We start from the raw sequence: 14,885 nt of genomic DNA on the forward strand, positions 1-14,885 counted from the left end.
GTGTTTGACTATTTGTAGATACCATATTTTATCAAATGTTATTAGCATATCATAAAATGATAAGGGAGAAATCGTCAGAGAGATACGTCAAATTAGTCATTCCTTCTATAATCTAAGGGGGGGCGATTTTGTTTTCGAAAAATAATAGGTAAATCATTTGACAATTAAAATAATCTACTTTAATATATGTGCCATAGCATATATATGGTGAAACAAATACATTCATTGTGGATGAGTGACTGGTATGCTGTATCCTTTTATATCTTAATTTATAGAGGTGATATATGAACTTACATGATTTAATAGGCTATCTTGTTCATCGTACTGATGTGAAAATGACCAATTATTTTACGAAGAAATTAAAGCCGTATGGAGTGACGCCAGAGCAGTGGGGGATTATTAGTGTTCTTTGTAGCCAAAGGAGCACTACTCAAAAAGAGTTGGCGGAAGCTATTGATAAAGATCAAACTACTGTTGTTAGAATGATACAGTCAATGGAGAGAAAAGGGATTGTAAGGAAGGCTTTGAATGACCAAGATAGGCGTTCACATAACCTTTTTTTAACTGAAAAAGGTGACGAGTTAAAGAAAACAATCTTGCCTGTAGTGAAAGACGCTCACCATTTCGTTACGAGTAATTTGAGCGAGGAAGAAATTAAAGTATTACAATCGTTATTAAACAAATTGTATGATACACGCTATTAATATTTGTTCCTTATTGATGCTATGCTATTCATAAGGAACAAACTTTGTTTTAGGTATTATATGTGCTATAGCATATAATTTTTGTTTGTTTGGACGAATGGAAAGATAACTTTATTTTGTATCATATCTGATTCAGGTTAACTTTTTTGCCTAGTACCAGTCAAATTCCTGCATTATATATGCTATAGCATGTAATTTTCGGCCCTTTAATATGGAAATGGGTAATGTAAATGAAAGCGAATTCCATACTGGTAATCTCAGGAAATAGGGTAAAGGTAGTGACTACTACCTGAACAATACTGAGTTTTTATCAAATAATAAGAAAGGTGTGATTACTATTTTAATTTTCATCAATATTGTAAAAGTAGTGTTGTTTCTGTTCTTTTTAATGACAGGAACGAAAATTATATCGGGGAAAATGGCAGATGAATTCAAACGATTTGGTTTACCTTCGTTTTTTAATTTCTTAACTGGAGCTTTTGAGATTGTAGGAGCGATTGGAATGTTGATAGAAATTTGGATTCCAACAATAGCTTTATGGGCAGGATTGTTATTAGGCGGTACGATGCTTGCAGCCGCATTAACTCTAATTGTATTAGCGAGAGATCCCTTTAAGAAAGCAATACCTGCACTTGTTTTGTTTATCCTTAGTTTAGGGATAAGTTTGTATCACATTTTTTAAACATAACTGAAAACTATTAAACTTTCACTTTATGCGTTCAAGTTACTATCGTTTTGTGATTATGTTACAAATAGGGGGATTCTCCAATTAGTGCTTGAATAATAATAGCAATATGGATTTAGACATTACTATCATTCGAATCATGATCAGTAAAAGAATGGGAAGAATTTTATATTAAAAATAGGAGTGAGTGAAAATGGCATATTTATTACAAGTTGATTTTCCGTTTGAAGGTCCTTTTGGTGAAGAAATGGAAAAAGGATTTTGGGATTTAGCAAATAGTATTAACGAAGAAGAAGGATTCCACTGGAAAATATGGACTGAGAATGAAGAAACAAAAGAAGCTGGAGGCATTTATGTATTTGAAGAAAAACAAGATGCTGAAAAATACGCGGAAATGCACAAGAGCAGACTTGAAGCAGCTGGTGTTAAAGATATTAGAGTAAGAATTTTTAACATCAATGAAAATTTAACTAAATTGAATCGTGGTTATATTAAATAATTCCGACAGTCGGAGCAAGTGTAAAAAGGAGGGGGATAATCCCCTTCTTTTTTTAATTCTTAAATTGATGGTGAGGGGACTCGCATAAAAAATAATCAATTATAAAAGTAATTTTGAACGTAAGGAATTTGTAAGGAAGAGGTAAGAAAAAAGAGATTTTCCTTGTGTAAGATGAAAATGTAAAGAAGAGTGAGAGGAGAAAAATACTATATATTTCTATAAAAAACAAATCAATTAATAAGACTTGTTTGGAGGAAAAGAGACATTACAGATTCAATGTCGTCCTTTTGCAGTGGGGTAAGAAGAAAGCTGTGTGATTAGTTCCAAACAGCAAATAACCATTTATACAATATGAATAGGGGAGAGGAATATTTTGATGAAAAAGCATCGCCAAATTACATGTACAGGTTTAGCCCTTTTAATAACTGGAGGTTCCCTGTTTTATACAACTCCAACCTCAAGTGTAAAAGCGGAGTCCATTCAAAATGTATCTAGTTCGTTACAAACAAGCACCCAAAGAGATCATAATTCCGTCAAAGAGGCAATGCGGGATACATTGAAACTAGGATATCCAGGGATACTTGCTAAAACTTCTGAGAGTGGAAAAACATGGAGTTATGCGGCTGGTGTAGCTGATCTGAGTACTAAGAAACCAATGAAAACAGATTTTCGTTTTCGAATTGGCAGCGTGACAAAGACGTTCACTGCAACAGTTATACTTCAATTAGCAGGAGAAAACCGCTTAAATCTAGACGATTCTATTGAAAAATGGATACCTGGTGTCATTCAAGGAAATGGATATGATGATAAACAGATTACTATCCGGCAATTATTGAATCACACAAGTGGTATCGCTAATTACACAAGGTCAAAGGATTTTAATATGATGGATACAAAAAAATCTTATACTGCTGAAGGATTAGTAAAGATGGGAATATCCATGCCTCCAGATTTTGCTCCAGGAAAGAGCTGGTCGTATTCAAATACAGGATATGTATTACTAGGAATTCTTATTGAAAAAGTAACTGGGAACAGCTATGCGGAAGAGATTGAAAATCGAATTATTGAACCACTTGAATTAGCGAATACATTCTTACCTGGAAATTCAAGCGTCATTCCAGGAACCAAGCATGCCCGTGGATATATCCAATTAGACGGAGCAAGTGAGCCAAAAGATGTTACTTATTATAACCCAAGTATGGGGAGCTCGGCCGGAGATATGATTTCTACAGCTGATGATTTAAACAAATTCTTTTCTTATTTACTTGGGGGCAAGTTATTGAAAGAACAGCAACTAAAGCAAATGCTTACAACAGTCCCTACAGGAGTAGATGAGCTTGGTGATTCCGGGCTTGGAATTTTCAAAATGAAGCTTTCAAACAGTGAATCGATATGGGGGCATGGAGGAACCATTCCTGGCTTTTTAACTTTTGCTGGAGGCACACTTGGAGGCAAGCATACATTGGCAGTCAATTTGAACAGCCTTAAAGCTGATACTCCTGATCCTTTTAAAAATATTTTACTTGCTGAATTTAGCAAGTAGTCTAAAAGTAAAAACGGGTAAAATTTATCATAGTTTCATAGTTACACAAAGGAATGATGAAAACGATCAATTATTTAAGGAGGTAATTCCGTGATGAAAAATAAGCTAACTGGTGTGTTAGCCACTGCATTAGCGGTAACTATGATTCTACCAACAGGAGCGAAAGCATTTTCTGAAAGTAAGACTACTGTTGTAACTGGTGAAGAAGTAGCTAGTCAGGAACTGAAGAAGATTGCAGCAGAGAAAGCGGAGCTACTTACGAAGTCCCATGGGGCAGCTAGCGTGCAGTATGCACTAATTGATAATGGAAAACTTATTTTGTCTGGTCAGGCTGGCAAGAACGATATGGAAGGGGAAAAGCCGCTAACCAAAGATACTTTATACGGGATTGGTTCAGTTAGTAAAATGTATGCAACAGCGGCTGTAATGAAATTGGTCGATGAAGGAAAAGTCGATTTGGATGCTCCTGTTGTCCGCTATGTTCCTGATTTTAAGATGAAGGACGGTCGATACAAACGTATTACACCGCGTATGTTATTGAATCACTCCTCTGGATTGCAAGGTTCTACGTTAGGTAATGCATTTTTATTTAACGATAATGATACCTATGCCCATGATACCTTGTTACAGCAATTGTCAAATCAAAACTTGAAGGCGGACCCTGGTGCTTTCTCGGTATACTGTAACGATGGTTTTACGCTGGCCGAAATTTTGGTGGAAAGAGTTAGTGGTATGAGCTTTACTGAATTTCTACATCAAAACTTTACAGGGCCTTTAAAAATGAATCATACGAAAACGCCGCAGGACAAATGGAGGGATGAAAATCGGGCTGGACTATATTACCCGGCGTACCAAGGGCAACTTCCAATTGAATCGGTGAATGTTATTGGTACGGGAGGTATATCTTCCACGGCAGAAGATATGGTGCGATTCTCACAACTATTTATGGGACAGGGAAAAGGAATCCTCTCTGATAAGGTAGTTAAGGCAATGGAGCAAGAGGAATATAAAAAAGGAATGTGGCCGGGGGCTGGCGAGAATATTTTTAACTATGGTCTTGGCTGGGATAGTGTGAAACTATACCCATTCAGTGAATATGGGATCAAAGCTTTGGCTAAGGGCGGCGATACGGCATTGCAACATGCTATATTAGTCGTGCTTCCGGAACAGAAAATAGCAGCGGCTGTATTGACATCTGGTGGACGGAGCTCTACAAATCAGCTAATGGCAACTGAATTGCTGCTCGCTACGCTTAAAGAAAAAGGTACTATTAAGGAAATCAAGCCGAACAAATCCTTTGGTAAGCCGGTCAAAGTCAAAATGCCTCAAGGCGTAGCAAAGAAAGCAGGATTTTATGGCAATAGCGAAACTCATTTCAAAATTGAAATTACGAAGAACGGTGAACTATTCTTACCATCTAATCCAGAAGTAAAATATGTATATACTACTGATGGAAGCTTTATTAATGAGGGGGGTACTTCCAAGCTCAACTTCGTAACCGAGAAGAATGGAAGAACTTATTTGAAGGAGAGCGCATATAAATCGCATCCAGGTTTAGGGCAAAGTGTGATGACCCACTATTTAGCTGAGAAACTAGAAGACAACGTGCTATCGAAGAAAACCGCTGCTGCATGGGCAAAGAGGGAAGGTGTCAAGTTCTATCTTGTAAACGAGAAATTTAGTTCTATTCAATATCTCGTTCAACCGAAACTTCTTAGTACACAAATTACTCGCAAGGAAGGCCCAGCAGGTTATTGGGGGGGCAGAAAAATTACAGGTCCGAATACCGCAACGCATCAGCTCCAAATTCCCGTAATGAATGGCCGTGATACAACGGAAACACACTTCTATACAGAAGGTGGAAATGAATATATGAAGATGGCTGGGTTGTTATACGTAAGTGAATCAAATGTAAAACCAATTGATATAGGCCAATCATCCCAAGTTACGCTGGGAGCAAATGGACATGCGAAATGGTTTACAATTCCGCAAGCGGCAGCAGAGAAAAGAATGACCGTGACGTTGCCACCAAAGGGTTCGTTTGCGGTGTATGATGAGAAGGGAGTTTGTGTCAACTTTAGCATCGTGAGTGGCAATAACAAGGCGAAACTGCCGAAGAACGGAACAATCGTATTCGCTGGGGCACCGAAATCGGAATTTGCAATCTCGGTGAACTAGCTACAATTTAAGATGATCTCAAACAAAACCAGTACGGCACAGAAAAGATGTATTACTGGTTTTGTTTGTATTTATGCATTCTCAATGAAAAAACTTGAATAATATCACGCTCAAGCACTATAAAAACATCAAAACTAGAAAATTAGTATCTCTAGAAGATGTACAGTTTTTTGGGAGTTGAATAATTTTAACAGGGTAGAGAGATTAAATTTCTACTCTTTTTCTTCAATTAATAGAAATGTATGTACATACACATTGTATTTTTATTCCATAACTTTCAAAATTTCGTTCACGATAGTTTGATATTGTAAAAAAAGAAAATATGTGGCACGAAATCACTTTGTTTTTTATAAAGCTTTGTAATTAAACTATAATATTGTATTTTTTCTTCATTATTGAAATTAGTAATAATAAAATGTATTATTGAAAAGCACAATTTATAATTCAAGTAATCAAGCATATGTACCCATAATAATTCGAACATTCAGAAATTATAATATTGTCTAAAAACGAGGTGAGGTTCATAGAAACAGTACATATTAAGTGGTATGGCATGTATAGTATAAATGACTTTTATAATAGGGAAGAAGCTTCTAAGAAGGGGATATTTGCAATCTCTAGAGTATTTGCTAAGAATATAACATTGCTCTATATAGGACAAACCAAAAGAAGCTTTATACAAAAGATAAGAGAACTTAATAAAGAGTGGACTTTTGATGAGAGCGAATTAAAGATTACATTAGGAATAATAGAATTTCCTAGTGGTGAACTTTACTCTGAAAAGAAGGTAAAAGAGATAAAATCTCTTTTGATTTTACGACATACCCCATTAGAAAACGAAACATCTTTATTATACTATAGAGGGAAATTTAATTTTAAAATTATTAATAAGGGAAGAAGAGGTTTAATTGTTAAAAAGCTTTCTACAGGAGATCTAATGTGGACGTAATTGGAATCACCTTTGAATAAAATTGAAGGTTTCTTAAGTGCAGAAGCTTATCAATTTTTAATGTATTAAACTATTTTGAATAACATATGTCAGATACTTGAAAAAACACAAATTTTATTATGATATGAAATCCTGTATGGAAAGTGTAGTTTATTTCTATTGTTTAATAAAAATATTAAGAATTTTAGGGATAACACATAAAGAGTAGAGGAGAAAGTAAACACGGAGGTTTGAAGAATGGGACAAGTAAGCAGATTTCAAGAAAAACAACAGAATCGTCGTCAAAAGGCAATTTTTAATATTGCATTTACTTTGGTATTAGTGACAGTTGGTATAGTGACATACCAATTGTTTACCCCTTCTAATACATCAACGAAAGCAATTGCTCAAGAAAAGAAAGTAACAAAGATAGAAGAGAAGAAAACTGAAGATAAAGAAACAGCAAAGATAGAAGAGAAGAAAACTGAAGATAAAGAAACAGCAAAGATAGAAGAGAAGAAAACTGAAGATAAAGAAGCAACAAAGTTAGAAGAGAAGAAAACTAAAGATAAAGAAATAGCAAAGATAGAAGAAAAGAAAAGCGAAGATAAAGAAGCAGCACAGTTAGAAGGGAAACAAAAAGTAGAAAAATCGGTAAAAACGAACGGAACTGAAAATAAAGAGGAAGAAAAAACGGTATCTCAAGAAAAGGATCCTCAAACTAATCCTTCATGGAAGCCAATTGGTACAGAGCAAGGAGCAAAACCTGATATGAAATTTAAAGAAGGAACAGTAGATTGGAGTGAGATGAAAAAAGCAATCTCTTATGCTGTTGATGTTCCAGAGAGCCAATTGATTTTCGATTTTATTGGAAATAATGGTAATAATAAAGCCTACGGTAATGTACGAGATAAACAAAGTAATAAAAAATATAAGGTTAATATTGATTGGGTAGAGAATCAAGGGTGGAAACCAGCATCTGTACAAGTGGTAAAATAAATAATAGAAATGTAATTATATGTTTAAAAGGAAAGTAGTATTAGGCACTCATGGAGCTGTAATGACTTTGATGTTGTATGAGCTTAGCTTGATAGCGATGGGGTACCGCCAACAAGACTCGAATTTTGCACGCTAAGCAAAAAAAACAATAAGCTGTCCACATGGACAGCTTATTTACATAATTCTTGTTATTGGAAGTCGTTTTGAAATTCTATATGTTTACTCTTTTCTTGTTCTTACGAATAAACCACAACACCACAGTTAAAAATAATAAAAAACTCAGTAAAAAGAGCGGTATTTTTTGAATAAAGAAAAATCCTTTCCAAAAATCTAACCTAGTACTATCAGGAGAATCTGTTGCCATCCCACCTATAAAAAAAGACAACGGAATAGTAAGTATATTTATCCCTAAACCGATCATTACGAATGATAGATTTTTACTCCAGATTTTTGGTAATGCAGCCATAATAAATAAAACTAATGCAGTACCAATTATAAGAAACAGTACTCCAAAATAAAATGCAAAATATAAAATAATTCCCATAATCCCCCTCCAAGACTTTAATTGTACCATCAATAAGGGCAATTTTGGATGAATATGATATTCGTATATAGTTAACACAACGCCCCATTATCGGTAGCAAATAATTTCATAGAATCCTTGTATGTACAGGGGTTCTTGTTTTTGTCTATGTATCTCTTATATAGGATTTTATACATCATTGATATAGCGGGGATATGAGGGATCCTCGCTTTTCTTTTTTTTATAAAATTTTGTATGAGAACAGTTTAGTTATAATGCTTTATGCTGAAAAATAAAAACTTTTCTTTGAATTTGAAAAGAAGGTGTTACATTGTCAAGTGTTGAAGAAAATGAGATAGCAACTGTTGCTACAGATAGTGTAGCGGATACAGAACACGAACTTCATCACATGAGGGTCATCCGAAATCGGTACTTGAGTTAATCTTCAGCTGAGATCTTTGGAATTGAACCGACGGGTAACTTTAACAAAATAAGGAGTACAATTAAACAGCCTAAAATATGCAAGTTTTTATGCGAAACTGCTTGCGTATTTTGGCTATTTTTGCATTCGTAAAAGTGCTATAAGTAAACAGCATTTTTAAATTGCCAAATACCCCCATGAGATCAATGGGACTTATATTCCACTTCTTTATCAGAATTATATTAAGAAGTGGAAATAGTATAAGTACCCAAAAAACGATAATAAAAACTGTATTCATCAGTTTCTACTCCTTATGTGAATCATAAAGTTATTATCCCGTTTATTGTGGGCTGACTAAAGTTTCACTTTATCTCTCTGTCTCAAAAAACTCAATCCACTCTCCATCAGGGCCAGCGAAGAATATGTAACGTGTTCCATCTGGTAATGTTTCGATTTCTTCTCCTAGTAAAAAGGTTACGCCGTGTTTTTGTATTCTTTCAATTTCATCCTCTAATGAATCTACCTTAAAGCAAATGTGATGTACTTTTCCTTCTGCCGGAAGAGAAGAGTTATAACCTTCAATGAGTTCGAGTATCGTTTCCTTCGATTCTTCCACACCTAAAAAAGCGAGTTTTAAGTCTGGGTTCGGGTGCCCCATACGTTTAAGGAGCTGTAAGCCGACTACTTCTTCATAAAATGAGATAGATGCTTCTAAGTTTGCAACCATAAGTCCAACGTGTTCTATTCTTCTAACTGGCATGTAGATTCCTTCTTTCTGAAAATTATATACAATATATTATTGAAAATTAAGAAAATAAGCAAGATAAAAACCTTACAAATTTTAGCGTGTTATATGGTATAGTGAGAAAGTATGTTTGGGGAGAAGGAAGGAGATTATACGATGAATACAAATACTCAAACTCCTTCATTATCGGAAACGATGAAAGAGTGGCATTATGCATTAGCATATGAAATTAAACATTGGAAAACGATAGGTGGTAGTAAAATTTCTATCATGAATGGTCGTTTTTTATATACAGATTATGAAAGTACAGTATACGTATTTCAGCTTATTTCGGAAGTAAGCTTACCTGAAGGTTCACCGATTCGAATTGAGTTCGATGGTGAGGAAGCGACAGGAGAAGTATTATCTGTACATGGATTAGAAATAGAACTGAAATTAAATGATTATATACAAGGTGAAATAAGAGAAGCGGTTTTATACAGTGAACCGTGGCAACTTTTAGAGCAACTGCAAGAGCGATTGAAAGAAGCACGTAAAGATAAGCTGAAACGTAATCGTATAAAGCGTCTTGTTGATGGGACGAGCAGCCCGAAACATATTGAGAAGATGAAAAATCCAAAAAATGAACTGGCATATCGCGCGTTTTATAATCCGACAACGTACGTATGGGGACCGCCGGGAACAGGGAAGTCTTACAATTTATCACGTATTATTTCGGCCCATTATCAAAAAGGAAAATCGGTACTTGTGTTAGCTCATAGTAATGCGGCAGTAGACGTATTAATGAGTGAAGTAACGAAGCAAATTGAAAAGAAAAAGAAATGGACGCCTGGCGAAATTGTTCGTTACGGTTATAGTCAACACGAACATATACGAAATCATGAAACGTTACTTGCGTCGAAGTTAGTTGAAACGACGAACGGATCATGGGGAGAAGAAAGGCTCTATTTAGAAGAAACACGCCAAGAGCTTCGAGAAAAAATCTTATCGTATCAAGCAACGGCCTCTGATAAGAAGCGTATTCAAGAGATTGAAAGTGATCTTCGAAAGCAAAAAGCGAAAATTAAAGAAGTAGAAAAAGAATACATTGAAAATGCGAAAGTAATCGGCGCAACTTTATCGAAATGTGCCATTGATTCACTTATTTATGAGCGTACATTTGATTTAGTTGTCGTAGATGAAGTAAGTATGGCATATGTTCCGCAAATTGCATTAGCTGCTTCACTTGGAAAACGTATCGTCGTTTGTGGTGACTTTTTACAGTTACCTCCAATTGCGATGGCAAATCATGAACTCGTTCGCAAATGGCTTGGGGAAGATATGTTTTACCATGCTGGGATTGTTGAGTCTGTTAATAAATCAGAAGCACACCCAAACCTATTTATGTTGCAGGAACAAAGACGTATGCATGCGGATATATCGAAGTTTACGAATTCGTTTATTTATAAAAATAGAGTATACGATCATCCGTCTGTTTCAGAGCGTAAAGAACTTGCGCAATTGCAACCGTTCGCAAATGAAGCGAGTGTTTTATTTGATACGAGCCAAATGGGAGCTTTTTCGTTAAAAGATGCTGCTTCTGGTTCACGTTTTAACATTATGTCTGGTTTAGTAGCGATGCAAATGATGTTAATCGGATTGTTAGACGGTGTTCAGTCGATTGGTGTTGTGACACCTTACAGGGCGCAGTCACGCTTTTTATCGACGTGTATTAGAGAAATGTTGCAGAGAACGAAATATCAACACATACCAGTTTTAGCGGCGACAGTTCATAAGTTCCAAGGTTCTGAAAGAGATATGATGATCTTTGATACGGTTGACAGTTATCCGCAAGAACGACCTGGCGTATTATTCTTTGACCATAAAAACCATCGCCTCGTCAATGTAGCAGTGACAAGAGCGAGAGGGAAGTTCATTCAATTATCAGATTGCCATTATATGCGTAAAAATCTTTCAAGAAAACAAGCGTTGTCACAATTAACAGCTCATATAGAACGTCACGGAGATGTGTATGATCGCACGACATCAAGACAATTGTGGGAACGAAAAATATCGAAACGATTACGCTGGTTTATGGAAATGAATCTTGAAGAGCCGAAAGGGTTATTGAAAGATATTTTAGCCGCAAAACGAAAAATTATTATTTCACTTCCAAGTACAAAACAAGTGGATAAGCGAGTATGGCAAGCGTTAATGCGCACAAATGCACAGATAACAGTTTATAGTGACGGACCAGTTCCACTGAAAAATGTAAAGTTACAAAGACAAAATAAAGCTTTCCCGTTTATCGTAATTGATGATGAAATCTTCTGGGCAGGCGCACCGCTTACATCTCAAATGATGTTTGAAGGTAGTACGGAATTTCCGTACGTATGTGCAAGACTGCAAGCACCTGAGACAATTGGTGTATTAAAAGGATTTTTAGATATTCGGTAAATTCGGATAGGAATTCCTTGACTTTTACTTGGAATGAACTTAGAATAAAAAATAATTTAATATAATTTTATGAAAATTCTTATCACGAGAGGTGGAGGGACTGGCCCTATGATACCTCGGCAGCGGATTCGTTATGAATACTGTGCCAATTCCAGCAAGGTAACTTGAAAGATAAGAAAGAAGCTCATTTTGATTGTATATAAAAAAGCCTCTTTCTATCTTTTAGAAAGAGGCTTTTTTATGTGAAAATAAAAGGAGGAAGAACAATGGGAGCGACAGGAGTAACGTCACAAAGAAAAACAATTGAAGAGAGTATCGAAAGAAATAAGGAAAAGTACATAGAAACAAGTCATGATATTCATGCGAATCCAGAGATTGGTAACCAAGAGTTTTATGCATCTAGAACGTTAAGTTTATTGCTAGGCAGTGCAGGATTTCAGTTGCAGCACAATATAGCTGGACATGAAACGGGATTTATCGCGCGAAAAAGTTCTGGAAAACAAGGACCGGCAATTGCATTTTTAGCGGAGTACGACGCTTTACCAGGATTAGGCCATGCGTGTGGCCACAATTTAATTGGCACAATTAGCGTTGCAGCAGCAATCGCATTATCAGAAACGCTTGAAGAAATTGGCGGGGAAGTTGTTGTGTTTGGTACACCAGCAGAAGAAGGCGGGCCAAATGGTAGCGCGAAATCAAGTTATGTAAAGGCAGGTTTATTTAAAGACATTGATGCGGCGCTTATGATTCATCCGAGCGGAAAGACAGCGACAACGAGTCCTTCACTAGCAGTCGATCCACTTGATTTTCATTTTTACGGAAAAACAGCTCATGCTGCAGCTTCGCCGGAAGAAGGGATTAATGCATTAGATGCGGTTATTCAGCTCTATAACGGTATAAACGCACTTCGCCAACAACTTCCGTCAGACGTGAGAATTCATGGCGTCATTACAGAAGGCGGAAAAGCACCTAACATTATTCCTGACTATGCCGCAGCTAGGTTCTTCATCCGTGCAGCAACGCGAAAAAGATGCGCGGAAGTAACAGAAAAAGTAAGAAACATTGCTGAGGGAGCAGCGTTAGCAACAGGTGCAAAAGTAAAAATCCATCAATTCCAAAATGAAATCGATGAATTACTCGTAACAAAAACATATAACGATATTGTAGCGGAAGAACTAGAACTATTAGGTGAAGATGTAAATCGTAAAGAAAGAGTAGGGATCGGTTCAACCGACGCAGGAAACGTAAGTCAAGTTGTACCGACAATTCATCCGTACATTAAAATCGGACCAGATGATTTAATTGCACATACGAATGAATTTAGAGAAGCAGCACGTTCAGAACTTGGAGATAAAGCATTAATTACATCGGCAAAAGCATTAGCAAATACGGCGTATCGATTAATTACGGAAGAAGGGTTGTTAGAGAAGGTCAAGGAGGAGTTTAGAGAGGCGCAGAGGAATCAAGGGTAAGGGGATTAAGGTGCTTTTTTCGAATAGCAATCTAATTAATAAGTAGAGATATAAAAAAGAACATTGAAAATCAATGTTCTTTTTTTGGTTACTAATCATTGATTTTGTTGGTTTTTCTCAAGAAAGAGAAACTTTTACTGTTAGTGAGGATAATACGTATCCCTTTATCAAAACGACAATTTCTCCTCAAACTCACTCTTTAATACTATTAAAGGAGATGATAAGCCAAACTGCATTAAGGAGTCTAAAAATGCAGCGAGGGAATCCATCGAATCGCTCATGACCTTCATCATATAATTAAATTCCCCACTAATTCGAAATAAATCTGTTACTTCAGGAGCTGCATTACAATATTGGATAAAATCAGAGCATTGGCTCGTTTTAAACATGATGAATGCTTGAATGTTTTTATTAATTTTTGCAGGCTCAAATTTCGTTCGATAAGCCGCTATAACTCCTTGATCTTCAAGCTTGTTAATACGTTCTTTTACAGCAGGTTGCGTCATGGATATAATTCTTCCTATTTCTGAAACAGAAATTCTCGCATTTTCATACAACAAGTTCATAATTTTATGATCGATTTCATCCAGTTTTACGGCGTTTTGCATTGTGTAGCCTCCTTATTTTTGTTTTCTAAAGTAAATTACGAATTGTAACTATAATATCATAAGCGAACGAACTAAATTACCTATAAATCTATATTTAAAATGATTGGTGTTTACATGAAAATATAAGTATAGGTTTTTATCAAACGGAAATTTAGGAAGGATGGAAAAAATGAAGAATCTTGATGGAAAAGTAGCGTTAGTAACAGGAGCGAGTCGCGGAATTGGCCGTGCGATTGCGATGAGATTGGCGAAAGATGGAGCATTAGTTGCGATTCACTACGGCCGAAATAAAACAGCTGCAGATGAAACGATTAGTGAGATTGAATCTAATGGAGGAAAAGCGTTCTTAATTGAAGCTGAACTCAATTCAATTGATGGTGTCAAAAAGCTAGTAAAACAGTTAAAGAATGAATTACAAATAAAAGTTGGTACATCAGAGATTGATATTTTAGTAAACAATGCAGGGATAGGTACACAAGGAACGATTGAAAATACGACAGAAGAAGTTTTTGATGAAATTATGTCTGTGAATATTAAAGCACCATTCTTTTTAATTCAGCAAACATTACCATTAATACGAGCAGAGGGCCGTGTGATTAACATTTCATCAGCTGAAGTGCGACTTGGTTTTACAGGGTCCATTGCATACGGCTTAAGTAAAGGTGCATTAAATACGATGACACTGCCTCTAGCTAAACATCTTGGAGAAAGAGGTATAACAGTGAATACAATTATGCCTGGATATACGAAGACAGATATCAATGCAAAATTGCTAGATGATCCGGAAATACGAAATTTTGCTATGAATTCATCTGTGTTCGGACGAATAGGGCAAGTTGAAGATATTGCAGATGCAGTAGCATTCCTTGCTTCTTCTGATAGCCGCTGGGTAACTGGGCAGATTTTAGATGTTTCTGGAGGGTTTTGCTTATAAAGGCACTACTCCATACTCATCACGCTAATTTATAGAAAGATAGACATACTAAAGAAGTCTATTAAAACGTGATTTTTTCGCTAGGCAACTGGAATAAGGGGGCTATTTTTAATTATTCGTAATCTAAAATAATCAAATTTTATTTTACAGTAGCAATAAAACAAAATTATTGACTGAGTGGTACAAAAAGGGGTATTCTATTCATGTTAT

At 35.9% G+C, this 14,885-nt stretch carries 13 protein-coding genes and 1 riboswitch; of the genes, 10 read left to right on the top strand and 3 right to left on the bottom strand.

What is annotated here, in order from left to right:
• The first annotated feature begins 284 nt into the window (after positions 1-284).
• The 7 genes from ACTFN4_RS13470 (at position 285) to ACTFN4_RS13500 (ending at position 7,536) form a co-directional block, all read left to right on the top strand.
• Positions 285-704: a MarR family winged helix-turn-helix transcriptional regulator gene (locus ACTFN4_RS13470; protein ID WP_001048567.1), complete on the top strand. Its 420-nt coding sequence runs from the start codon at positions 285-287 to the stop codon at positions 702-704.
• Between the two features lie 331 nt (positions 705-1,035).
• Entirely contained in the window at positions 1,036-1,386 is a 351-nt protein-coding gene (locus tag ACTFN4_RS13475; protein ID WP_439962489.1) for a DoxX family protein, read from the top strand.
• A 196-nt stretch (positions 1,387-1,582) separates the two neighbouring features.
• Complete coding sequence (locus tag ACTFN4_RS13480) at positions 1,583-1,888, top strand: monooxygenase (protein ID WP_000323769.1); 306 nt, start codon at positions 1,583-1,585, stop codon at positions 1,886-1,888.
• Between the two features lie 376 nt (positions 1,889-2,264).
• Complete coding sequence (locus ACTFN4_RS13485) at positions 2,265-3,431, top strand: serine hydrolase domain-containing protein (protein ID WP_439962418.1); 1,167 nt, start codon at positions 2,265-2,267, stop codon at positions 3,429-3,431.
• Between the two features lie 93 nt (positions 3,432-3,524).
• Positions 3,525-5,609: a serine hydrolase domain-containing protein gene (locus ACTFN4_RS13490; RefSeq protein ID WP_439962490.1), complete on the top strand. Its 2,085-nt coding sequence runs from the start codon at positions 3,525-3,527 to the stop codon at positions 5,607-5,609.
• A 514-nt stretch (positions 5,610-6,123) separates the two neighbouring features.
• Entirely contained in the window at positions 6,124-6,558 is a 435-nt protein-coding gene (locus tag ACTFN4_RS13495; protein WP_322357040.1) for a sodium:proton symporter, read from the top strand.
• 237 nt (positions 6,559-6,795) lie between these two features.
• A complete protein-coding gene (locus tag ACTFN4_RS13500; protein ID WP_000532032.1) occupies positions 6,796-7,536 on the top strand; it encodes a YrrS family protein in 741 nt (246 codons plus the stop codon).
• Positions 7,537-7,747: 211 nt separating this feature from the next.
• On the opposite strand, the gene ACTFN4_RS13505 is transcribed toward ACTFN4_RS13500, so the two are convergent.
• Positions 7,748-8,080, bottom strand: coding sequence for a hypothetical protein (locus ACTFN4_RS13505; protein WP_439962420.1), 333 nt, complete (start codon positions 8,078-8,080; stop codon positions 7,748-7,750).
• Positions 8,081-8,847: 767 nt separating this feature from the next.
• Positions 8,848-9,240, bottom strand: coding sequence for a VOC family protein (locus ACTFN4_RS13510; protein WP_001145268.1), 393 nt, complete (start codon positions 9,238-9,240; stop codon positions 8,848-8,850).
• A gap of 111 nt (positions 9,241-9,351) precedes the next feature.
• Here ACTFN4_RS13510 and ACTFN4_RS13515 point away from each other — a divergent pair, with 111 nt between their 5' ends.
• Together ACTFN4_RS13515 and ACTFN4_RS13520 are read left to right on the top strand one after the other, a co-directional pair.
• Positions 9,352-11,661: an AAA domain-containing protein gene (locus ACTFN4_RS13515; RefSeq protein ID WP_439962421.1), complete on the top strand. Its 2,310-nt coding sequence runs from the start codon at positions 9,352-9,354 to the stop codon at positions 11,659-11,661.
• A 76-nt stretch (positions 11,662-11,737) separates the two neighbouring features.
• A riboswitch (SAM riboswitch) is annotated at positions 11,738-11,839 on the top strand.
• An 88-nt stretch (positions 11,840-11,927) separates the two neighbouring features.
• Positions 11,928-13,133, top strand: a complete 1,206-nt coding sequence (locus tag ACTFN4_RS13520; protein ID WP_000501367.1) for a M20 family metallopeptidase — start codon at positions 11,928-11,930, stop codon at positions 13,131-13,133.
• A gap of 167 nt (positions 13,134-13,300) precedes the next feature.
• On the opposite strand, the gene ACTFN4_RS13525 is transcribed toward ACTFN4_RS13520, so the two are convergent.
• Positions 13,301-13,741: an Lrp/AsnC family transcriptional regulator gene (locus ACTFN4_RS13525; RefSeq protein ID WP_001178563.1), complete on the bottom strand. Its 441-nt coding sequence runs from the start codon at positions 13,739-13,741 to the stop codon at positions 13,301-13,303.
• Positions 13,742-13,910: 169 nt separating this feature from the next.
• Between ACTFN4_RS13525 and ACTFN4_RS13530 the strand changes: the two genes are divergently transcribed.
• Positions 13,911-14,675 carry an SDR family oxidoreductase gene (locus ACTFN4_RS13530; protein ID WP_439962423.1) on the top strand — a complete coding sequence of 255 codons (765 nt, stop codon included), beginning with the start codon at positions 13,911-13,913 and terminating at the stop codon, positions 14,673-14,675.
• Positions 14,676-14,885 lie beyond the last annotated feature (210 nt).

This window comes from Bacillus cereus group sp. MYBK95-2 (assembly GCF_051915225.1).
GTDB lineage: Bacteria > Bacillota > Bacilli > Bacillales > Bacillaceae_G > Bacillus_A > Bacillus_A cereus.